This is a genomic window from Actinomadura sp., assembly GCF_044508335.1.
GTDB lineage: Bacteria > Actinomycetota > Actinomycetes > Streptosporangiales > Streptosporangiaceae > Spirillospora.
Genome location: NZ_JBIQHY010000030.1, coordinates 38,786 through 61,134, shown reverse-complemented (window position 1 = coordinate 61,134; position 22,349 = coordinate 38,786). Strand labels below are relative to the sequence as shown.

Annotated in this window: 9 protein-coding genes; 4 read left to right on the top strand and 5 right to left on the bottom strand. The window is 73.1% G+C overall.

Features of this window, described 5'->3' with window-relative positions; all coding sequences use genetic code 11:
- The 3 genes from ACIWVC_RS13795 to ACIWVC_RS13785 all read right to left on the bottom strand — a co-directional run.
- Positions 1–622: acetate uptake transporter (locus tag ACIWVC_RS13795; protein ID WP_396454191.1), on the bottom strand; the 622-nt coding region annotated here is incomplete at its 3' end.
- A 551-nt stretch (positions 623–1,173) separates the two neighbouring features.
- Positions 1,174–2,031, bottom strand: a complete 858-nt coding sequence (locus ACIWVC_RS13790) for an SDR family NAD(P)-dependent oxidoreductase (protein WP_396448147.1) — start codon at positions 2,029–2,031, stop codon at positions 1,174–1,176.
- Positions 2,022–2,996, bottom strand: coding sequence for an alpha/beta fold hydrolase (locus ACIWVC_RS13785; RefSeq protein ID WP_396448148.1), 975 nt, complete (start codon positions 2,994–2,996; stop codon positions 2,022–2,024). The genes ACIWVC_RS13790 and ACIWVC_RS13785 overlap by 10 nt, the downstream gene beginning before the upstream one ends.
- A 239-nt stretch (positions 2,997–3,235) precedes the next feature.
- On the opposite strand from ACIWVC_RS13785, the gene ACIWVC_RS13780 reads away from it, so the two are divergent.
- The 4 genes from ACIWVC_RS13780 (at position 3,236) to ACIWVC_RS13765 (ending at position 20,291) form a co-directional block, all read left to right on the top strand.
- Complete coding sequence (locus ACIWVC_RS13780) at positions 3,236–3,940, top strand: hypothetical protein (RefSeq protein ID WP_396448149.1); 705 nt, start codon at positions 3,236–3,238, stop codon at positions 3,938–3,940.
- A gap of 64 nt (positions 3,941–4,004) precedes the next feature.
- Positions 4,005–4,691, top strand: a complete 687-nt coding sequence (locus ACIWVC_RS13775; protein ID WP_396448150.1) for a hypothetical protein — start codon at positions 4,005–4,007, stop codon at positions 4,689–4,691.
- A 100-nt stretch (positions 4,692–4,791) separates the two neighbouring features.
- Positions 4,792–8,358: a hypothetical protein gene (locus ACIWVC_RS13770; protein WP_396448151.1), complete on the top strand. Its 3,567-nt coding sequence runs from the start codon at positions 4,792–4,794 to the stop codon at positions 8,356–8,358.
- Positions 8,359–8,363: 5 nt separating this feature from the next.
- The gene (locus tag ACIWVC_RS13765) at positions 8,364–20,291 is read left to right on the top strand and encodes a LysM peptidoglycan-binding domain-containing protein (RefSeq protein WP_396448152.1); all 11,928 of its coding nucleotides are present in this window, start codon (positions 8,364–8,366) and stop codon (positions 20,289–20,291) included.
- On the opposite strand, the gene ACIWVC_RS13760 is transcribed toward ACIWVC_RS13765, so the two are convergent.
- Together ACIWVC_RS13760 and ACIWVC_RS13755 are read right to left on the bottom strand one after the other, a co-directional pair.
- Positions 20,282–21,619 (bottom strand): sensor histidine kinase, encoded by a 1,338-nt coding sequence (locus ACIWVC_RS13760; protein ID WP_396448153.1) that lies wholly within the window; start codon positions 21,617–21,619, stop codon positions 20,282–20,284. The two genes, ACIWVC_RS13765 and ACIWVC_RS13760, sit on opposite strands and share 10 nt — an antisense overlap.
- Positions 21,616–22,299 carry a response regulator transcription factor gene (locus ACIWVC_RS13755; protein ID WP_396448154.1) on the bottom strand — a complete coding sequence of 228 codons (684 nt, stop codon included), beginning with the start codon at positions 22,297–22,299 and terminating at the stop codon, positions 21,616–21,618. The genes ACIWVC_RS13760 and ACIWVC_RS13755 overlap by 4 nt, the downstream gene beginning before the upstream one ends.
- Between the last annotated feature and the right edge of the window lie 50 nt (positions 22,300–22,349).

Below are 22,349 nucleotides of genomic sequence, written 5' to 3'. Positions count from 1 at the left end.
GAACGGGGCTGGGGCTGAGCTGCCGGGCCATGGGACGGCCGACGCCGAGGAACGTCCGGCCCATCATGCCGTTGATGACGCCCGCGGCGGACGCGTACCAGGCGCAGAGGGCGGTGAGGACGCCCACGTAGCCACCGATCTTGATGGTGTTCTCGCTGGTGGAGAACTGGCCGATGAACAGGATGATCTCGGTGGCCTCCAGGGTGACGAAGACCGCCAGGACGGCCTGGTTGACCTGCGTCGACCACAGCATCATGTAGGTGTTGAAGATCGCGAAGGCCAGCAGGATCCAGCCGAGGTCGTTCGCCTCCTGGGCGGGGGTCGCCCCGCCGGCGACGAGGAGGACGTACAGCCCGAGGCCGATCCAGAAACCGCCGTACGTGGAGAAGGCGGTGCAGCCGAACACGTTCCGGTTGCGGAACTCCCACATGCCCGCGAGGAGTTGGACGAGGCCGCCGTAGGCGAACGCGTAGCCGAGCCAGGCGTCGGTGCCGTCGGTCCAGCCGGCGTTCTTGGCGGAGAGGAGGAACGTGGTCAGGGCGAAGGCCGCGAGACCCAGCGGGGCGGGGTCGGCGGCGGCGGGCGGTGTCTGCGGGGTCGACTCTTGCTCGACGTGGGTCATGGTGCCTCCTCGGTGGAGTCCCATCGCCGTGTCTCGCTCGGTCTCGTACGGGCCGGGCAGGGATGGACGAAGGAATGCGACAACGGACGTCGGGGAAGGCCGCACCGGCGGGAACGTCGTCCCATAGTGATCCGACCTCACCGTCATGCCAGGCATCCGGCGCGTTTCCGGCCGCGTCAGATGCGTCCCTGAACTGCGGGGACGACCGATATCCGGCCGGTCCCGTTTCGGATCATAACTCCGTTGGCCCGTCCGGTCAGGACCCTGTTCGCTGGATATTCCCGACGTATCATCGCAAAGCCATGTCGTCAAAGTTGAATTGGGAGGGTAGGGGCCTTCTCGGTGCTCTCCGAACTGATCGATATGGGGTGATGCCTCCGCCCTCATGGCGGTGCTTTGCCCGCCCTCCACGGTGCCTTTGCCCAGGGGGCCGAGAGTTTAATTTAGCAGTGCGAATTATCGACAAGGCGCGGTAAGGGTGTGACCGGTCACTGCGGGGGCGGATCGGACGCCTGTGGCGGCTGTTATTAGACGGGCTAGACAACAGGTGGTCAGTCGACCACGGCGTCGCTGAAGGCCGGCGGATCGCCCAGCACGGCGCGGTGCGAGCGCGGCGTCCGGCCGTCGATGTCGGTGACGCCCAGCTCCTCGCCCAGCTCGGCGCCGATGAGCACCCGGCCCGTCCAGCGCATCCGGTCGGGGTGGCGGGCGAGGGCGTCGATCACCCGTCCGGTGAACTCCGGGGACTCCGCGCCGGCCGCGAACGACCGGTAGCGCTCCGGGACGCCCTCGAAGAGCGCCCTGTTCCGCTCGGTCTTCAGCAGGCCCATCCAGATCGAGACGGCGGCGACGCCGTAGGGCTTGAAGTCGACGGCCATGTCGTGGGCCATCTTGTCGACGGCGGCCTTCCCCGCGCCGTAGGCGGGGCCGTGCATGTAGCAGCGGCCGCCGAAGGACGAGGTGTTGACGACGAGGCCGGCGCCGCTCCCGATGAGCAGCGGGGCCGCGTAGTAGCTCGCCACGTACGCCGAGCGCATTCCCACGTCGAACATGCTCTGAAGCGCCAGCGGCTTCTCCCAGAACGGCCCTTTGCGGGCCAGCCCGTCGGGAATGGTGAAGGCGTTGTTGACGAGGATGTCGAGCCTGCCGGACTCGCGCCCGACCTGCTTGAAGAGAGCCTCGACCTGATCGTCGTCGGAATGGTCGCAAATCACCGGCACGCCGGTGCCGCCGCGCTCGGTGACCTCCTCGGCGGTGGCGAAGACGGTGCCCGGGAGTTCGCCCTCGGTGCGCGTGCGCCCGGTGACGTAGACGGTCGCGCCGGCCTCGCCCAGGGCCAGCGCAATTCCCTTCCCGGCGCCGCGGCTCGCCCCGGTGACGACCGCCACCCGATTCGCGGTCAGCCCCATTCGTTCCTCCCGGCAAGGAATTCCAGCATCGCCGCGGTCGTCTCGCCTGGTTTCTCCATCTGCATCATGTGCCCGGCATTCTCGATCATCCGGACGGCGCGCAGATCCGCGTAATGCTCGTCCAGCCGGTTCAGCGGATCGGGGCCGTGCCAGCCTTCGAGGTCGGTGTCCTGCTCGCTCCCGATGAAGTAGTACGGGACGGGGTTCTTCCGGCCCGCGTACGACTTCCGGTACTCCCAGGAGAGGTCCATGGCGCGGTACCAGTTCAGCCCGCCGGTGAAGCCGCTGCGGCTGTAGTCGGCGACGTAGAACTCCAGTTCCGTCTCGGTCAGCCACGGCCACGGGAGCGGCGGCGCGTCCGGCAGGGCGTCGATGTAGGGCGTGCCCGGAGGCCGCCGCCAGACGTCGAGGTAGTGGTAGTCGCTGGACAGCGCGTAGAACAGCCTGCGCAGGAACTCGCGGGGCGCGGCGGCGAGGTCGTCGTCGGCGGTGCCGGACGCGACGAAGTAGTGGATGTGGTTGAAGTGCCGCTCGGCCTGCCGGGCGGCGAGCGTCAGCGGCGGCTCGTCGGACGGCGTGAAGAACGGGTTCTCCAGCCCGATGATCGCCGCGATGCGCCCGGGGCGGTGGTAGGCGAGGTCGTAGGCGGCGAACAGCCCGAAGTCGAGGCCGCTGAACACCGCCCTCTCCTCGCCGAGGTGGTCGAGGAGGCCGGTCAGGTCGGCCACGATCCGGTCCGGGGCGTACTCGCGGTGGTCCGGCGGCCCGCTCGTCTGCCCCATGCCGCGCATGTCGGGCGCCACGACCCGGAACCCGGCGTCCGCGATCGGCCCGATCTGGTGGCGCCAGCTGAACCAGGTGTGCGGGAACCCGTGCAGGAGGACGACGAGCGGCCCCGTCCCCTGCTCCACGTAGTGGACGTCGAGGCCGTTGATCTTCGCGTACCGATGACTCCAGCCGGCCATGCGCGGTTCCCTCAGAGGCTCCGGGGTGATGTCCGACCGACTGTGCAGGACGCCCCCGCCCCCGGCATGGCGATGTCCCGCTCAGTGGGAGCGGCCACCCGGCGCACGGCCGCCCCGCGCCCTGCCCACCGCGCCCCGCCCCGTCCTGTGGTGCACCGCCGCGCGTGCTTGACCTCTTTCGAGCCCACATTTTGCTTTTCCGGTGAGTTGTGACGGGCGGTCGCCGGGGAGGAAGCCCGGTGGAAAACAACCGCGACCCGAAAAGATGGGTGAAAGAGTTGCGTGGACGCAGGTCTGCTGCGCGTCCGGTGCCGTCCCAGGCCACCGAACGGGATCCCGGGCATTGCAGTATCAGGATCACCCACAGCGACGGCAAGAACATCGAAGTCGAATATGTGACCCTGCTCGCGAACCGGCCGCGTTCCTACGAGAACTTCTTCGCGATCTGGGAGAGCTTCGTCGTCCCCTGGGGCGTCAAGCCGGAGTACCGGAAGCCCGTCGAATCCGATGTCTCCGCCGGCACGCAGAACCTCAAGATCAACGTCACTCTTGAGCCCTACACCATCGCCTACTGCACCGGCCCCGAGGTCACCGACGCCTGCACGTACGTGACGCTTCCGCCGGCGCGGGCGGTCACGGCGCCGTCCTCGGTGACCATCGCGGCGGACGAGATCAGCCTCCAGAAGCTGGTGATCGGCTACCGCACGCTGTACGGGTACCTGCCCCGGCGATACGGGAACTGGGTGGGGCTCTGGCGCGGCCTCGCCAGCCCCTACAACGCACCGAAACCGCTGGCGCGGGCCAAACCCGGCAACGCCAGCGAGGGAAACCTTGTAATGGACGGGCTCTCCCTCGATCCCGACAGCGTTCACACGCTCATCTATTTCATGGAAAAGAGCCGCACCAGCGCGGCGGCGATGTGCACGTTCCGTACCCCCGGCTGATCTTCCGCCGCTCCGGCGGCGGTTCCCGACCGATTCAAGCGACCATTCGCAAGGAGAGATCTGGATGACGACTGAGACTCCTGCGCGCCCGCGCGCCGCGCTGGACCAGAACATGGTCACCACCGGGTTCGAAGTGGACGCGGTGGAGGCGCACTCCATCACCTACAAGTACGACACCATGCCCGGCAACCGGCCCCAGGCCAACGGCAACAAGGTCTTCCTCTGGGAGACCAACGGCCACGACATCCCGCGCGGGACGGACCCCAAGAAGACGGCGCCCGTGAACTCCGACCGTCCGAACGGGGACGGCAACTTCCCCGCCGAAGTCTCCGGCTACAGCTACCTGCTGGGCTACGCGGTCGGGCCGGACGTGAAGAACGTCTGCGCGACGGTGTTCGTGCCCGCCATGGGAGATGGAGAGCCTGCGACCTACGCGCCGGGGATCGGCCTGAAGCGGTTCATGGTGAACACGCTCACCTACACCTACACGATGCCGCCCGGCAGCCAGCCGTCCGGCGACGGCGACTGGGTCGGGGTGTGGGAGAACCAGACGCCGTCGGCGCTCTACACGATCCCGCCCAAGTGGTTCGAGCAGGTCCCGGAGAACAGCGCGAGCGGGGTGGGCGTGCTGAGCGGCCTGAACCTGCTGCGCGGGACGTCCTACATCCTCGGGTACTTCAAGGGCGGGTTCGACGCCACGAAGCCGAAGCAGTCGACGCTGGCCTGCTCGGTGACCTTCCACACGCCCTGAGACGGCGCCCCGGCCGGCCCGCGGGACGGGCCGGCCGGTCCAGCCCCGCACGCCGCGGCACCGATGGGCCGGCGCCGCTCGACCACCGAGGCAGTTGGCAATGAGCTTCTTCCAGCGGGTCCGCAGTACCCGGCTGTACATCGGACCACCCGAACCCGACCCGAGCCATCGCTGGCTCGGGTACCTGCTACCGAACGATGCGTCGGAAGAGAAGATCGACCTCGAGAATGCCCTCTGGAAGGCAGACGGCTCGTTCCTGTTCGCCACCGTGGCGCCGGACCTCGGCACCGACGCCGCCATAGAGCGGTTCATCGCGGCCGTGGATTGCCTGCGCAAGAACCTGAAGAACCGGGCGATCTTCTGGCTGCCCGAACCCGACGCGATCGAAGGCGCGCCGAACGTCGCCATGCCGATCACGCCGAACGGCCGCGTGGTGATAGCGAGCGGGGCCGAGGTGCCCATCGTGCGGGACCTCAAGCTCGTGATACACGCCGGCGCGTCCCTCGATCTCAAAGGCGACGTGCTGGAGATGTGCGGTAACGGGGCGATCTCCTTCGACGGGCCGGCCGCACCGGACGCCCAGCCGATCTCGCTGGCGAAGCTGCCGTTCACCGGCGACGAGCGCGGCTGCGTCGTCTTCGGCGCCCACATCCGGCGGCGATCACTGCACGATGACTGGAGCTGGGGCTTCCAGTGCGTCGTGCCGGCCACCGGCACCGCATACCGCACCAGCACGCTGTGGCTGCCGCTGGCCGAGGGGAGCAGCCCCTCCAGCGACGACCGGATCGGCTTCATGGCCGCCATCGACCCGGCCGACACGCTGAACGCCGTGCTCCCCGCCCGGACCGCGCTCGTCTTCACCGGGGAGAACTACGACGGGAGCCGGACGGTCCTCGATTCGTGGTTCCGCACCGACACCGGCGCGGCGATCCGCCTGATCCCCGTCCCCGGGCCGCTCGCCGACCGGCCGGACGCGGCGCGCCTGGTGTTCAACCCGGGCGCGGGCGACTCCCCCGGACGGCCGCTGCCGTTCCAGGCCGCGCCGGCCGGGGCCTTCACGCTGGAGGTCCCGCCCGCGGCGGCGCGGGACGCCGACGGTGCCGGGCACCGGCTCCTGTGCGGCCTGCACGGCACCGAGTACGCGGCCTTCGGCCCGGACGACCGGCTCGTCTTCACCCCGCGCCGTCCCGCCTTCGTGCCCGGCTACCCCTTCCCCGAGACCTCTCCCGTCGGACCGCCGACCGACCCGTCCGCGCCGCTGATGGACGCCACGTACCGCACGTCCTGGGCGAGCCTGGTCACCGGCGGCGGAGGCGCCGGAGGCCCCGGCGCCGGCGACTCCGCCCGCGACTCCGCCCGCTACGTCGCGCAGCCGCGCGGAGCGGCCCTGTACGGGCGGCAGGACCCGCCCCACCGGGTGGACGACACCCTGTTCGTGCACGTGGACAGCGGCATGGCGCTGCCCGGCGACACCGTGTTCCCGCTGCTCCCGTACGCGGGCGTGAAGGTGAACCCGGAGCGCGGCACCTGGTCCGGCGACCGGATCGAGACCGTCGAGCGGACGGCGGTCGCGCCCACCCGGCGGCTGGAGATCGGCGAACCGCCGTCCGGGCACGTCCCGCCGGACGGCGCGGCGGACGGCCGGAAGAACGTGACGACGCCCGCCGGCCTGCTCGTCACGCTCGGCCCCGGCGACGTCTGGGAGCGGGTCCTCCTCGGCCAGAACAGCGATCCGGAGATGCGGCGGATGTGCTTCTGCGCACCGGGCGGCGAACTCCGGCAGGCGTTCCAGTCCAGTGAGCTGTTCCTCGTCGCCGCCAACGCGACGCGGCTCGGCCGGCTCACCGGGGCCGGCGGCGGTGAGTGCGGCGCGGAGGCGACGTTCCAGAACGCCATGAACATCGCCGACTGGCGTTTCGCGGCCGACGTCGGCCTCAACCGCTACGACGACTACGCCAACGTCCTCATCGTGAAGGGCCGCGAAGGCCCCCTGTACCTTCCGGAGGACCCCGGCGGGAGCCTGGTCTGCAACCCGGAGCGCTGGACGCAGCGGGACGTGTTCGCCGCGCCGACCGACATCGTCCCCGGCGCGGCCGGGGATTCCGGCTCGCCGCCGGCTCCGCCCGTGGGTCCGCCGGACCCGGCCGAGCTGGTGGTGCTGTCCGGATGGCTGCGCAGGTACTTCGCCGACGCCGCCGCGCGGACCGAGCCGTACTTCGAGCATTTCAACAGGCTGGCGCGGGACCCCGCGTGGACGGGCGTCCTCGTCCTGCGGATGCGGATCGACGAGCTCCCCGCCGACCTGGCGGGCGTCGTCGCGGGGGTCACCGACCCGAGCCGGTTCCACGCGCACCATTTCGGCATCGAGATCAGCCAGGTGGCCAACGACCCGAAGGCCGGGACGATCGAGCTGGTCGGCGACAGCTCGATGTTCGGGCTGATCGACTACGTCGACCCGGCGTTCACGCCCCCCGGCCCGGGAGAGGCGACGGCGCGGCCGGTGCCGCCGCCGGAGGGCGTGGAGCACGACTTCCGGCTGCTGAGCCTGCGCGCGGTGTTCGAGAACACCGCCGTCCAGGAGTTCGAGTCGTGGGCGCAGCTCACCGTCAACCGCCTGTTCGGCATGCGGGTGGCCGGGATGGGCGAGGGCGGCAACCCGTTCAACACCATGGTCCTGCGCGGCCACTACCAGAACGACGGGTCGCGGCCCGTGCAGAGCCTGTCCGGGACGGGGCCGTCGACCTTCCGGTTCGGCGACAAGGCCGCGGTGCGCAAGGTGGAGATCACCGGTGTGCGGATGTCCACCCGCGACCCGGGCGACGCCGAGAAGGGCCGGGACGTCGTGTCCTGGTTCGACCTGTCCGGCTTCCTCGACCTGAAGGTGATGACGGACGGCGAGCGGCCGTTCGACGTGCTGTCCTTCGGCGGCGAGGGCGACGAGGACCTGCCGCGCCGCGGCCTCGCGTTCGCCGGGCTGGGGGTCCGGATGGCGTTCCCGCCGGCGGCCCCGGCGCGCCGCACGATGACGTCCGAGTTCGGCGAGGTGCGCTTCGACCTCGGCACGAGCACGCCGCGCCGCGACAGCCTCTTCCGCGACTTCGCGCTCGACCTGCGCGGCCTCGACCACGGCGGCGCGGACACGCCGCCGCAGACCGGCGGCTACCTGCCCGTCGTCACCGGCGCCCCGCTCACCGGGGTGGCGGACCGGCCGTGGTTCGGCCTGGCCTACGACCTGAAGCTCGGCACGCCGGGCGACCTCGCCGGGGAGGTGGGGCTGGTGGCGCGGCTGGTCACGGCGTGGTCCACGGCGGACGGCGACGGCGGCGACCAGGAGGTGATGGTCGGGCTGGGGCTGCCCGGGACGAAGGGCGGCGCGACCCTGTTCAGCCTGGAGAACGTCCTGAAGGTGTCCGTCGGGCAGATCCGGCTGGACCGCTCGCAGGTCGCCGGGGCGCCGGACGAGAGGCGCTTCATGCTGACGATGGACGACATCGCGCTGCGGTTCCTCGGCCTGCTGAGCATCCCGCCGAGCGGTTCGACCAGGTTCACGCTCTTCGGGGACCGGGACGCCGCCGGCCCCGCCGGCCTCGGCTGGTACGCCCTCTACGCCAAACGTCCGGCGGCCGCCGCGGAGAACCGGCCGCAGCTCGCGAACACGGAGAAGTGACGGGCATGCAACTAGCGATCGAGCAGCAGATCAAGATTGTCGAGTCGCAGAACGAGGGGGGCACGTCCGCGCTGGACACGGAGCTTCTCAAGTTCTTCAAGGACGAGACGCCGCGGTTCTACGTGGCGGCGGGGGCGGCGTTCGGGCACCAGGCGTCCACCGTGCTGCTGCTGAAGAAGTTCGTGGCCAGGAAGCTCGTGACGAAGGCCGAACTCGTCTACCCGAACAAGGAGATCCTGGAGAAGCTGCGGACGCTGCTGCCGGAGATCCAGCCGGGGGAGTCCGGGTTCCGCCTCACGGTGAGCGGCGGGACGGCCGAGATAACCCTTGTCGAGAAGACCGGGGAGCCGCCGGGGAAGGTGACCAAGCTCGCCATCACCGGTGGATTCGACCACACGTCCGGTGAGGTCGAGAAGCTCGCCGGCGAGCTCAACGCCGACATGCTGCTCGTGCTCCAGCCCTACGGCTGGGAGGAGGAGGGCGGGAAGCCCGGCGCGAGCGTCGCCTATTTCCCGAAGGCCCCGGACAGGCCGCTGGTCGACCTGTCGGAGAAGATCACGCACCTGGCCGCCCGGTTGTACGGCCGTCCCGAGATCGCGCTCACGGAGAAGCAGTGGACCGAGCTCGCCGCGCTGCCGGGGAAGGAGCAGGTGGTCGAGGCCGCGAAGGCCGTCCTGGACGGCGTGCGGGACGGCCGGCTGTTCTGCCCGGTCTACGGCATCAGCAACGTGGGTGAGGGCAGCGCGAAGAACGGTCTGGCCCCCGGGGGGATCCTGTTCAACCTCGCCGGTACCGCCCGCGTCCTCCAGGAGGGTTCGCAGGACAAGTTCCGCAAGGGAACGGTGATCCTCGTTCTCGCGAACATCAAGGACGCGAGCTGGAAGCTGCTCGAATCATGGGTGGCCGGCAAGAATCTCGGCTCGTCGCCGGCGAGCGTCCGGCTCTTCGCCGAGAAGTACCTGTGCCCAGGCGGGGACTGCAAGGTCCTCGTCGAGAGGCAGCTGAACGATGCGGGGGGGATCGCCAAGAAGATCGCCGCGCTGAAGGACGACGAGGTCCTCATCCTGAACCTCCAGAGCCTGCCGCAGGCCGTGTTCGACCTCCTCTATGCGGAGGCGACTCTGCCGTCGGTGTTCGAGGGCGCGGGAACCGCCGGATTGGTCATCCCCCTGGGCAAGCCCTACTTCCGGCTCGCCGACGTCCCCTACCCGGTGCTGCCGTTCAACGCGCTGATGGATTCCAGCGCACTCTCGTCCAAGTTCGCCGCGGGTGTGCTGAGGCAGGAGCACCGCCTGTGGAATGAACAAGAGGGCTTGGTGCCGCCGCACCATCTGGCCCACTACATCGGGGAGGCGTACGAAGACGGCTCGCCGCTGCAGAAGTACTTCCAGCGCTTCAAAACGTTCATGGCCGACCAGCCCCAGGAGGAGAAGCTCCAGGCCGCTCTGCAATGGGTGTTCACGAGCGAGGCGTACAAGAAGACCGACTTCACGCTGGTCGGCGCCCCCATCAAGACGGGTGACGCGGTCCTCGCGCAGGTCTACAAGGATCTGAAGGAGAACCTCGGCGCGGACGGGAAGCTCGCGGTGGCGCCCGGAGCCTTCAAGGACGGCCCCCTCGCGCGGCTCTACGAGGCCATGGCGGGCGGGTCGGCGCTCGTGCTGACGGACGCGAACGTCGCCGAGCCGGCCGACGGCAAGGTGGTGGCGCGCGGCCGCGGCGCCGGCGTTCTCGGGCTGCCCGACTCCGACGTCGACCTGGTGTTCACCGACGGCGACGCGGGCCTGACCGGCGCGATCCAGGTGCGGCCCGCCGCGGCGGGGTCGTGGAGCCTCACCGGTGCCCCCTGGTTCCTGATCCGGGACTCCTTCCTCAAGATCGTGCGCTCGGACGATCCCGCGGGCGCCGTCACCGGGTTCGCCGGCGGCGCCGTCCCGCTGCCCGGCGGCGCCGCGGGGGCGTCCGCGGGAGAGGCGGAGGCGGGCGGCGGGTCCGCGATGAGCGTCGTGCTGAGCGTGCCGCCGGCGGCCGGGCGGTGGACGTTCGACGCGTCGTTCACCGCCCCCGGCCCCAGCCTGGCGCGCGTGTTCGGGCTGCTCGGCGGCGTCAACCTCGCGCAGGCGCTCCCCGCGCCGCTGAACGCGGCCGCCGACCTCGCCGTCCGGCGCTTCCAGATCGGCTACCTGGCCGACACCCGGGAGATCGCGTCGTTCTCCGTCCGGTTCGCGACGACCGCGTCATGGCCGCTCGTCGGCAACATCGTGCTGAACGGCCTGGAACTCCTCGCCGACGTCGCCGACCCGGCCGGGCCGCGGCGGCGGAACCGGTTCGAGATCATCGGGACGTTCGCGCTCGGCCAGGGCGCGGTGCGGGTCACCGCGCAGCTGCCCGAGCAGATCTTCCTGGGCACGCTGGTGCCGCCCGCCGACCCCGCCGTCCACGTCCAGATCGCCGACGTGGTGGGGCTGTTCCTGCCGAGCGGGCAGTCCGTCCCGGTCAACGGCGCGGTGACGCTGTTCGACTTCCAGTACAACCGGCCCGCCGGGACCTGGAGCGTGGACTGCGGCGTCCTCGCGGACTGGCCGGTCCCGGCGGGCTCCGCCGAACCGTGGTTCACGATCGAGAACCTCGCGTTCGCCGCCCGCGGCAACGCCACCGGCGTCGAGGGGCGGTTCGGCGGGACGGTGCTGATCCTCCCCGACTCCGCGAAGATCCAGCTGGCCGTGGAGGCGTCCTACGCCAAGGAGACCGGCTGGCGCTTCGAGGGCCGGCAGACCGGCGGCGCGGTCCCGCTGGGCGAACTGCTCGCCGCCTACACGGGATGGCGGACGGAGGCGAAGTACGGGATCTCCGACCTGGAGCTGTCCATCGCGACGGGCGACGGCTCGTGGGCGTTCGGCGGCGCCACCGCCGAACCGTGGGTCGTGCCGTTCCTGCCGCACGCCTCCCTCACCGGGAGGCTGCGCCTCGGCTCCGGCGCCGCCGGGCGCTTCGCGCGGCTGGAGAGCGAGGTGCGGTGGGAGGACCTGCGGCTGCGGGTCTGGTGGGACTACAACCCCCAGGTCAACGCGTTCGGCATCACCTGGAACGGGCTTGAGGGCAAGGTCGCCGGCCCGGAGAAGGACACCGGCGACTACACGGCCGAGCTGGGGCTGGCCGCCGGCGCCACCCTCGGGTCCGTCATCGAGACGATGGTGTCCTGGATCACCGGCACCGGGTTCGCGCTCGCGCCGCCGTGGAACGTCCTCAACTCGGTCAAGCCGGGCGACCTGGCGCTCACCTACCGCTTCAACCCGAAGGACACCTCCCGCAACCAGGTCGGGTTCAAGGTCGGCATCGGGCCGATCGACCTCGGGTTCGCCCGCATCGACGGCATCAGCGTCGTCTACCAGAGCACCGGCCCGGACCGGGGCGTGATGGTGACGCTGGACGGCTTCTTCCCGTGGAACGTCGGGGACGGCGCCCTCGGCGACATGGGCAGCCTCGGCCCGTGGGACACCAGCAGGCCGGGGTCGGCGCCGACCCCGCCCGGCCAGGGCGGCAAGTACATCGACCTGCGGCTGCTCGCGCTCGGGCAGCACATCGACGTCCCCGGACTCGACCAGGCGACCACCGTCGGCAAGGCCATCGAGGCCATGAAGAAGCTGCCGCCCGCGGAGCCGGACGGGATCCCTGACGTCCGGCTCGACCGGTCCGTGTCCTGGGTGGCGGGCCTGGACATCGGCATCCTCCGCTTCGAGGGCGCGGCGGGCGGTCTAGCCGAGACGGGCGGACCGGCCGTACCGGACGCGGCCAAGCCGGCCGGCTACCTGCTGGACGGGCAGGTCGTCTTCTGCGACCCGCGCCTGTACGGGCTGCGCGTCGCGCTGGACGGCCCGGCCGCGAAGGTCTTCAAGGGGCTGGCGCTGGAGGTGATGTACCGGCAGATCAGCGACGCCGTCGGGGTGTACCAGGCCGAGATCACGCTGCCGGACCAGATGCGGCACCTGAACGTGGGCGCGTACGCGATCACGCTGCCGGTGTTCGCCGTCGCGGTGTACACCAACGGCGACTTCCTCGTCGACGTCGGGTTTCCCCGCAACATGGACTTCTCGCGGTCGTTCACGCTGGAGGCCGTCATCTACCCGGGCATCCCGCTGCTCGGGTCGGGCGGCTTCTACCTGGGCAAGCTGTCCAGCGCCACGACCGACCTGGTGCCGAAGGCGTCCAACGGGACGTTCAACCCGGTGATCGTCTTCGGGTTCGGGCTGCAGGCCGGGTTCGGCAAGTCGGTGCAGTACGGCATCCTCAAGGCCGGGTTCAGCCTGACCGTCGCGGGCGTCCTGGAGGGCGTCCTCGGCAAGTGGAACCCCTACGAGCCGGGGTCCGCGCTGGAGCGCGCCGGCTCCGGGGCGCTCGACCAGGTGCAGGGCGGCTACTACTTCCTCGTCCGCGGCACGGTGGGCCTGCTCGGGCGCCTGTACGGGTCGGTCGACTTCTCCGTCGTGAAGGCCGACGTCGACGTGCGGATCGCCGCGCTCGCCGAGATCGCCTACGAGTCGTTCGTGTCGCTGTCGCTCAGCCTGGTGCTGTCGGTCGACGTGTCCGCCAGCATCAAGATCGACGCCGGGCTGTTCACCATCAAGATCACTTTCAAGTTCTCGATGCGGCTCAAGGAGACCTTCACGATCGACAACCTCGGCACGCCGCCCTGGCGGACGGTGGACCGGGGCCCGTCCCGCGCGCTGGGCGCCTCGGCCGGGGTGCTCGGCGGGCCCGCGGACCGGCGGCTGCGGATGCGCCGCGAACTCGCCGCCGGCCTCGCGGCCCGCGCGGCGCGTCCGCCGGAGTGGGGCAACCTGCGGCCGCCGGCGGAGCCGGCCGAGCTCACCGGCTACGCCGCCCCCGGCCTCGCGCTCGCCCGCGACGAGTGGGCGGACCCGCGGGACGCGGGGGCCGTCGAGCAGTTCCCGTGCTGGGTGGCGATGCTGCTCATCGACTCGGTGCCGCCCGTCCACGAGGCGATGCTCGCGGGCCCGGCCGACGGCGCCGCCGGCGACACCTCGTTCGAGACCCTGTGCAAGGGCGTCCTGCGCTGGGTGGTCGCCGCGATCCAGGACGGCCCCCGCACCGCCGAGGAGATCGACGCCCTGGTGGTGGACGAGCTGGAGCTCGCGTACCTGCTGGACGAGGTGCTCGTCAGCAGCGACGCCGTCCCGGCGCCCGTGCCCGCCGACGCGGTCGAGCGGTTCCTGGGCGGCGCGTTCCGGCTCACCGTGCGCGGGCCGGCGGACGCACCGCCGGAGGGCGGGACGACGGAGCCCGACGCGACGTACCTGCCCGTGCCGCCGTCGCTCGTCCTCGACGTGCCCGCGTACGGGGACGCCCCGGCGACCCGCTACGCGTTCGGGTCCTACAACGCGATCGGCGGGCAGGCGCTCGCCGGGCTCCGGAGCTACTTCGCGGAGCTGGCCGTGCGCGTCTCCGAGGAGCCCGCCGGCGCGGCGGAGGCCGTGGCCGAGAAGTCGCTGTCGATGGCCGAGTGGGTGTTCGGCGACTACTTCCTGCTGCTGGCCCGGCAGACGGTGCAGGCCGCCCGGGACGGGCTGCGCCTGTTCAAGTACCCGATCGCCGCCGGCGACACCCCGCTCGGCATCGTGCGCTGGGTCAACGAGAACCGGGCCGTGCCGCCCGCGGACGGCGCCGGGGAGGGGCCGCTGCCGGCCGTCCCCGCCTACACCGTCCCCGACCTGTTCGCCGCGAACGGCGCCCACCCGCTGCGGCCGGGCCGGGCGATCGCCATCGGCGTGACCTGCACCCCCGGCGACGACGACACGTTCGCCTCGCTCGCCCGCCGCTACGAGGACGAGGTGAGCGCCGCGGACATCGCCGGCGCCGGCGCCGCCGCGCCCGGCCTGCTGCGCCCCGGCGCGCGGATCGTCCTGCCGGGCGGGCGCGAGCACACCGTCCAGGACGGCGACACGCTGATCGGCGTCGCCGCCGCGCTCGGCGTCCGGTACGCCGACCTGGTGACCGGCGCCGGACTGCTCGACCAGGAGGGCCTGCTCGCCCCCGGCGCCGACCTCCTCATCCCGCTGGTGACGTGCGCGTCCGGCGCCGGCGAGACGTTCGCGGCCCTCGCCGGACGGGACGTCTACGGCGGCGCGTTCACGGCCGCCGACCTCGCCGCGTGCAACGCGGGACGCGCGGTGCTTCGGCCCGGCGCCGGCGTGCCGTTCCCGGACCGGACGCCGTACACGGTCCGGCCGGGCGACGTGCTGGGCGACGTCGCCGCGGGCCTCGGCGTCTCACTCGCCGAACTGCTCGCCGACGGCGGCGTCCTCCGCCAGGAGGGTCTCCTCGCCCCCATGGCGACGCTGGCGGTGCCGCTCTTCCGGCACGTCACCGCGGACGCCGGCGCCGCGCAGACGCTGGACTCGGTGGCGGCCCGCTTCGGCGTCGGCGCGGCCCTCCTCGGCGAGCAGCCGGCCAACGCCGAGATCGCCGACCTGTTCGCCGCACGGGACGCGGACGGCCGCGCCGAGCCGTACCTGGACGTCCCGCACCTCGGCCGGTTCCGGCTCGGCGAGCTGATCGCCGAGGCGCAGCGCACGTTCGCGTTCCGGCAGATCTCCGCGCTCACGTCGCGGTACTGCCTGCACGGCATGCGGCTGCCCGCGGCGGGGACGGTCGAGCCGAAGGCGCGGGGCATGTGGGTGCGGGAGCGGGACGGCGGGCTCCGGCTGCCCGCGCACGCGGGCCTGCACGCGCTCACCGGGCAGCAGGTGCCGCTGCCCGCCCTGTCCGGGGAACCGTTCCGCGTCTTCCTGGACCGCTCGGGCGGGCCCGGCTGGCTGCGCTTCGCCGGCGCGGACCCCGACCGGCTGGAGCTGGCCCTCGTGCCCGGCACGGCGGAAGCGGACCGGGTCGCGCGGCTCCGCGACGCCTACGGGAAGGGCGCCCGGCTGGACATCGGCCTCGAATCGCTCGGCGCGGGCAGCATGTGCGAGACCGCCCCGGCGACCTATCCGTGCACCCGGTCCGTCCCGTGGCGCAGCCCGGTGCCCGTGCCGCTGCCGTACGGGCCCGGCGGGGAGGGCGCGGCGGACGCCGGCGCCGCGGGGCTGCGGCTGTACCGGCTGCCGGCCGACCTGACCGCGCTCCCGGACCGCTCCGTGCGGGCCTGCGATCCGCGGATGCGGGTGCGCCTCGGCCGGCACGACGACTCGACCGGCGGCACGGCGGTGTCCGGCGTCGCCGCCCACGGCTGGGCCACCGCGGTGAACGTCCAGGTCAAGCTGGTGCCGGAGGTCGAGGGAAGCCCGTCCACGCGGTCCACCTACGAGATCGCCGGCGTCGACGACCGGGACATCGTCCTCCTCGAACGGCTGCTGGAGCGGTGGGGCGAGGACCCGGACGCCGCCGCGGTGGACCGGCTGATCCTCGCCTTCCCCGCCGCGGACGGCGACACCGGCCTGGCCAACGACACGCTGCCCTCGGTCACGATGGGCCTCGCGCAGACCGACCTCAGCACCCGCACCCGCCCGCCCGGCGCGGTGCCCGCGCCGCAGGCCGCGGCGGACGACGGGCCGCGCCTGCTCAACGACCCGCACGAGTTCATCCGGCTCCTCTGGGAGGCGGGCATCACGCGCGGCGGGGGCTTCTTCCTCTACTACGACGCCGCCGCCGAGGGGCGGGGGCTGCCGGAGCGGCTGTTCGCGGGCGGCGACACCGCCACCGTGACGCTCGTCGTGCTGTACGCCGCGCCCGCCGACCCCGTCGAGCGGAACCGAGTCGGCGCCTACATGAACAGCCTCGCCACGCCCGCCGGCCTGCCCCGCGACGCGACCGTCTTCGCCGAGGCCGACCCGCCCGAGCCGCCCGCGCGCGTGCCGGCGGCCCCGGACACCCGGATGGGCGCCCTGGCCGCCGCGCACTACGGCGACGTCGCGGACCTGGTCGCCGCGAACACCGGGGTGCCGCTCGCCGCGGACGCCCGGATCACCGTGGACGAGGGCGTCTACCAGGCGCCGCCCGGCGGCATCGCGCTGGCCGACGTCGCCGGCCGCTTCGGCACGACCGTGGAGGCGCTGCGCGCCGCCAACCCCGGCTGGCCGGGCGGGCTGCCCGACCGGCTGGCGTTCCCGCAGGCGATCCGGCTGCCGCGGCTGGTGCTGACCCCCGGCACGAGCCCGTTCTCCGGGACGTTCGGCGAGATCATCGCCGGCTACGGCCAGGGGGCGGCGTCCCTCGCCGCCGCGAACCGGGACGTGCCCGGCCCGTTCGAGACCGGCCGGGAGATCACCGTGCCGGGCGGGCCCCGGACGCGGACCGCGACCGTGCCGCCGGGCGTCGCCGCCGTCGCCGCGCGCCGCGTCGTGCCGGAGGACGCGCCCGGGGCCGGCGACGGCGGGGCGGACGCGTTCCTGAAGGCCGCCTTCACCATGCTCGGCTACCGGGTCGCGGGCAACGCCGCGTTCGAGGAGAGCCCGATCGGGCTCCCCGCCGGGCCGGCGACCGGCCCGGCCGATCCCGCGGACCACGACAAGATCCGGGCGCCGCGCGAGCTCGAACCCGGTAGAGACCTGTGGGAGTACCGGCAGGCCGTCCCGTACACGCGGTTCGCGAAGCCGCGCGGGGACGGCGCCGAAGCGGCCCCGTACCAGGCGATCGGGGACATCCTCCAGGTGTCCTTCGACTGGTGCGACGTGTACGGGAACACGCTGGTCACCGACCTGACGGACCCGGTGGCGGGAAGCGGGGGGCCGTTCGACCAGCCGCCCGTCCTGATCGGGTACACCGACGCGCTGGTCGGGCTCGGGCAGTGGCCGTCGGTGTCGTCCAGCTGGCAGGTCCGCGACGCCGGGGACGGCGGTCCGCTCCTGGAACTGCTGCTGAGCTTCGACGACAGCCGCTACCAGGGGCTGCTCGCCGCGGCCGCACCGGACGCCACGACCGTCGAGCTGACGTTCACGCTGGACCTCGACCCCGACGGGGTCGGCGACACCGGCAACTACGTCTTCGACGACACCGGCGAGCCCGTCACCGTCGAATCCGCGGTGCTGGGCGACGACGGCCGCACGGTCCGGCTCACGGTCTCGCCCCTCACCGACGGCCGGATGTACCGCCTCGCCGTACGCGGACTGCGCCGCGCCGCCGGAGGCGAGGCCGTCGAAGGCCGCGCGGGGTTCGCCTACCCGGCGGACGGCGCCGCCCGCACGTCCGGGGTCGCCGCCGGCGCCGCCGCCGACGCCGCCGTCTACCGGAGGCTGCGCGACCAGCTCGCCGACCCCAACGGGATCGCCTGCGCCGTCCGCACCACGCTGCTCGGCCGCGACGCGGACGACCCGTCCGCGACCGGCGACGCCGAACTGACCGCCGAGCAGCTCCGCGCCCTGCGCGCGTGGCTGTGCGACGGAGACGGCTCGATCCTGGCGTTCCTCGACGACCGCGCCCGGTTCCGGACGGACGTGCCGCCGCCCGCGGCGAGCCACCCGATCGGCTTCCCGCTGGACCGCGACGCGGTGAACCCGGCGGAGATCTTCCCGCTCCGCGCCGAGTTCCGGCTGGCGCGCACCGGCGGCGCCGTCCTCGGCGACCTGGCCACCGCGCCCGGCGTGCGCGAGACGAGCACACCGGTCGCGCCGTTCCAGGAGCGGCTGCCGGACCAGGACGGGGCCCCCACCGGGCCGCTCGCGCTGGCCGAGTTCGCGCGGCGCCTGGAGGCCGCGCTGCGCACCGGCGAGCAGACGCCGAAGGTCGCCGTCGGCGTCGACCGGCACGCACCCGCCAGCGGCGGGCTCGACGGCGGCACCACGGTGTGGGCGGTCCGGGCGGGCACGGCCCCCGGCGCCCCGATCTCCTACCGGGTGTCCGAGGGCGGCCCGGTGGTGTTCGCGCCGAGGCCGATGTCCACCGCGCTGCAGAGCCGCAGCCGCGTGCCGATCCGCGACTACGTGACCGGCGAGGGCCTCAAGCCGGAGCCGTCCCGGTGGGAGGACTTCGCCGAGGTGGACGTCGACGGCTGGTGCCGCTCCCTGTTCGGCGCCGTCGACTCCCTGCTCGCGCCGCGCTTCACCGCCGCCGCGCAGATCGTGGGCCGGCTCACCGGGGAGGACCTCCTCGGCCGGGCGCTGGCCGTCAAGGAGCGGCTGGCGCGGGCGGCGTCCGCGTGGATGATCCCCGTCTTCGCGGGCGAGAGCGCCGACCCCGGCCACGTCCGGGAGCTGTTCCGGCAGCGGCTGCTGACCAGGCTCGCGGACGCCTACTCGGTGCGCGCCGCCGTGCAGTTCGAGGCGGACGTGCACGCCGGCGCCCGGGACGGGGACGCCGGACGGCCGCCGGAGCTGTACGGGGAGGCGGTCCAGCGGACCGCCCCCGCCGGCGACGGCGGGGCGGGCACGCCGGTCTCGCTCACCTCGCCGCGGCTCCCGCTGCGCACCGGGCCGGACGTGCCGCTCGCCTTCCTGGTGAGCGCCCCGGACACCGTCCGGCGGGACGGCGCGGTCGTCTCCTGGGTCGACCTGGACGTCCGCTACGACGCGAACGCGATCGAGCACCAGATCGGCCCGGTGCCCGGGATCGCGGACTACCGCGCGTCGAGCTGGCTCGGCTTCGTCGACCGCGACCCGTCCTGGCCGCTGTCGGCGGATCTCGGCGAGTTCCCGGTGCCGCTGATCCTGCGGGCCTATCCGGAGAGCCCGACGATGCGGGGCCAGGACGCGGCCTACCCCGGCGGGCACGACCCGCTCGACCGGGTCACCGGCTGGGACTACCGGTTCACGTACGCGATGTCGTTCCACTACCCGCAGGACAAGGTGATCGCGGACGTCGCGTTCAACGTCGGAGACCACCGGTCCGCCGCCGAGGAGCGGGCGGACGCGTTCGCCGCGCTCGCGGAGTTCGCCACCGTCCACCCGGCCGTCGCCCGCGACCTGGACGACTACCTCGCGCCCGTCGACGCGAGCACCGGCGACGGCGAGGAGGTGCGGAACGCGGCGGCGGCGCTGCGCGCGTTCCTCACGCTCGCCGAGACCGTCGCCGACTCCGGGCTCGCGGCGGCGGCCCGCCCCCGCGCCGTCGCCGGCCGCACCACCTGCCGGTTCGAGATCACCGAGCGGCCGGCGGAGATCGGCGGGACGCCCGGGGTGCTGCTCGTCACCGTCAAGGGCGCCCCGCCCGCCGGGGGCGGCCGGCCGGCGGTCGACATCGCCGGCTACGAGCGCCACGAGCACGGGACCGGGGAGGAAGGGCGGCACGCCTACTACTACAGCCGCGACGGCGAGTACCTCATGGCGGGCGAAGGGCAGGAGATCCCCGGGCGCACCCTCGTCCTGCCGGGGCTGCACCTGCTGGAGCAGCAGGACGCCCTCGCGGCCGTGACCGTCGAACGCAACCGCGAACCCATACCGGGACGCACCGCCGACGAGCGGTTCGTGTACCGCACGCCCGCGATCCGCAGCGCCGCGCCGCTGCAGCCGGGAGTGGACGTCACGGACGCCATCCCCGTGCAGTACATCGGGAGCGCGGACCCGGACCGCCCCGTCCACCGGACGCTCAGCGCGCACCTGGAGGCGGTGTTCGCCGCGCTCCTCGACCGCACCACCGAGCCGGAGCCGGCCGTCCAGGTCGAGGTCGTCTACGACTACACCGTGAACCCGGACCTGCGCCCGGTGACATTGCCGGTGCTGATGCAGGCCCCGCTCGCCGCCGGCCGCAAGGACGGCGGCCTGACCCGGATGCTCGACGGGTGGGCGCGGGCCGTCGACGCGTGGTTCCGGGAGCGGACGCCCGTGTGCGGCGGCGCGCTGCGCTTCGACCTGACGCTCATGACGAACCTGACGGCGCGTCCGATGCCGCTGCTGCGGCTGCGCGACCTGCGCCTGCCGATCGAGTACGTGATCGACCCGAAGCCGTCATGCCGGGCCGAGTCCGGGGAGGCCGCTCACGGGTGAGGGAGCGTGATGCGGATGGCGGTGCCGACGCCGAGCTCGGAGCGGATCTCGGCGCGGCCCCCGTGGGCGGCGGCTATCGCGTCCACGATCGGCAGGCCGAGGCCCGTCCCGCCGGTGCCCTTATCCGCGCGGTGGAAGCGTTCGAAAGCGCGCGCGGCGTCGTCCGGCGACATGCCCGGCCCCTCGTCCGCGACCTCGATCAGGCCCGGGGCCAGGCGGACGGTCGCGGGCGTGCCGGGGGGTGTGTGGGCGCGGACGTTGGCGAGGAGGTTCGCGAAGACCTGGCGCATGCGCGCCTCGTCGACGTTCGCGATGAGCGCGTCCGGCGCGTCCAGCCGCAACGGGCGGTCGGGTTCGGCGGCGGCCGCGTCCGCGATCGCGTCCCGGGCGAGGACGACCAGGTCCGTCGGGACGGGGTTCAGCGACGCCTCGCGGTCCAGGCGGGCCAGCTCCAGAAGGTCGGTGACCAGGTCGTTCATGCGGCGGGCCTCGCCCTCGATGCGGCGCATCGCGTCGGGCAGCTCGTCCGGCCCGAGGGCGCCGTGCCGGTACAGCTCCGCGTAGCCCTGGATGGTCGTCAGCGGCGTCCGCAGCTCGTGCGACGCGTCCGCGGCGAACTCCCGCACCCGCGCCTCGGACCGGCTCCGCGCCCAGAACGCCTGCTCGATCCGCTCCAGCATCACGTTGATGGCGGCGGCGAGCCGCGCCGTCTCGGTGCGCTGCCCCGGTCCGGGCATGCGGGCGCGCAGGTCGCCGCCGGCGGTGATGGCGTGCGCGGTCTCCGCCATCCGGTTCAGCGGCAGCAGGCCGCGGCGGATGAGCCACCGTCCGAGGACGATCAGGACGGCGAGCAGCAGCGCCCCCGTCGCGATCTCCGACAGCACCAGGTTCCGCACCGCCGACTGGATCTCGCCGAGCGGGGCGGCCACGACGACGAAGCGGTTACGCCACGGGCGGGCCACGGCGCGCAGCCCGGGCAGCGAGAACGGTTCGCCGCTGCGCGCGTGGCCGGCCAGCTCGTCCCGGCCGAGCCGCCCGATCGCGGCGACGGCGCGCCCGGGGTCCGGGTCGTCGCCGCTGAGGACGCGCACCCGTTCCGTCCGCTCGCCGACGGCCAGCACCACGAACTGCGCCGGCGCCACCCCCTGCTCGGACGGCCCCGGGCGCAGCAGGCGGGCCAGGGTGCGGTCGCGGGTGGCCTCCAGCTGCTCGTCCACCCGGTGCATCAGGTAGCCGTTCAGCACGAGCGCGCTGACCAGCCCCATGATGAGCAGCCCGGCGGTGGTGACCGCGAGCAGGCCGGCGAGGAGGCGGGCGTTGAGCGTCATGGCCGCAGCGCGTAGCCGATCCCGCGCCGGGTGTGGATCAGCGGCCCGCCGAGCGGGTCCAGCTTGCGGCGCAGGTAGCTGATGTAGGTCTCGACGACCTGCGGGTTGCCGTGGTCCCAGCCCCACACGCCTTCGAGGAGCTGGGCGCGCGACAGCACCACGCCCGCGTTCCGCATCAGGTAGGCGAGCAGCCGGAACTCGGTCGGCGACAGGTCGACGTCGACGCCGCCGCGCCGGACCGTCCAGTGCGCCTCGTCCAGTTCGAGGTCGGCGACGCGCAGGACGGTGTCCGGCGAGGACGCGGCCGGGGCGGCCCGGCGCAGCACTGCGTGCACCCGCGCGATCAGCGCCTCGATCGAGAACGGCTTGGTGACGTAGTCGTCACCGCCGAGCGTGAGGCCCGTGACGGTGTCGGACGGCGTGTCCCGCGCGGTCAGGAAGATGACCGGGACCTGGTCGCCGTCCGCGCGGAGCCGCCGGCACACCTCGAAGCCGTCCATGCCGGGGAGCATGACGTCCAGCAGGACGAGGTCGGGCCGTTCCCGCCGGGCCGCGCGCAGCGCGTCCTCGCCGGTCGCGGCGGTGGCGGTGGTGAAGCCGTGGAAGCGCAGCGCGACCTCGATGAGGTCGCGGATGTTGGCCTCGTCGTCCACGACGAGCACCCGCCTGCTCTCGCTCATCGGCCCCTTTCCCGCTGGACGTGCCCCACGCCGAAGGTACCGCCCGCGTC

Excerpts from the sequence above, each read along its gene's own strand:
- ACIWVC_RS13790 (WP_396448147.1), bottom strand. The coding sequence starts at position 2,031 with ATGGGGCTGACCGCGAATCGGGTGGCGGTCGTCACCGGGGCGAGCCGC.
- ACIWVC_RS13785 (WP_396448148.1), bottom strand. The coding sequence starts at position 2,996 with ATGGCCGGCTGGAGTCATCGGTACGCGAAGATCAACGGCCTCGACGTC.
- ACIWVC_RS13775 (WP_396448150.1), top strand. The coding sequence starts at position 4,005 with ATGACGACTGAGACTCCTGCGCGCCCGCGCGCCGCGCTGGACCAGAAC.
- ACIWVC_RS13770 (WP_396448151.1), top strand. The coding sequence starts at position 4,792 with ATGAGCTTCTTCCAGCGGGTCCGCAGTACCCGGCTGTACATCGGACCA.
- ACIWVC_RS13765 (WP_396448152.1), top strand. The coding sequence starts at position 8,364 with ATGCAACTAGCGATCGAGCAGCAGATCAAGATTGTCGAGTCGCAGAAC.
- ACIWVC_RS13760 (WP_396448153.1), bottom strand. The coding sequence starts at position 21,619 with ATGACGCTCAACGCCCGCCTCCTCGCCGGCCTGCTCGCGGTCACCACC.
- ACIWVC_RS13755 (WP_396448154.1), bottom strand. The coding sequence starts at position 22,299 with ATGAGCGAGAGCAGGCGGGTGCTCGTCGTGGACGACGAGGCCAACATC.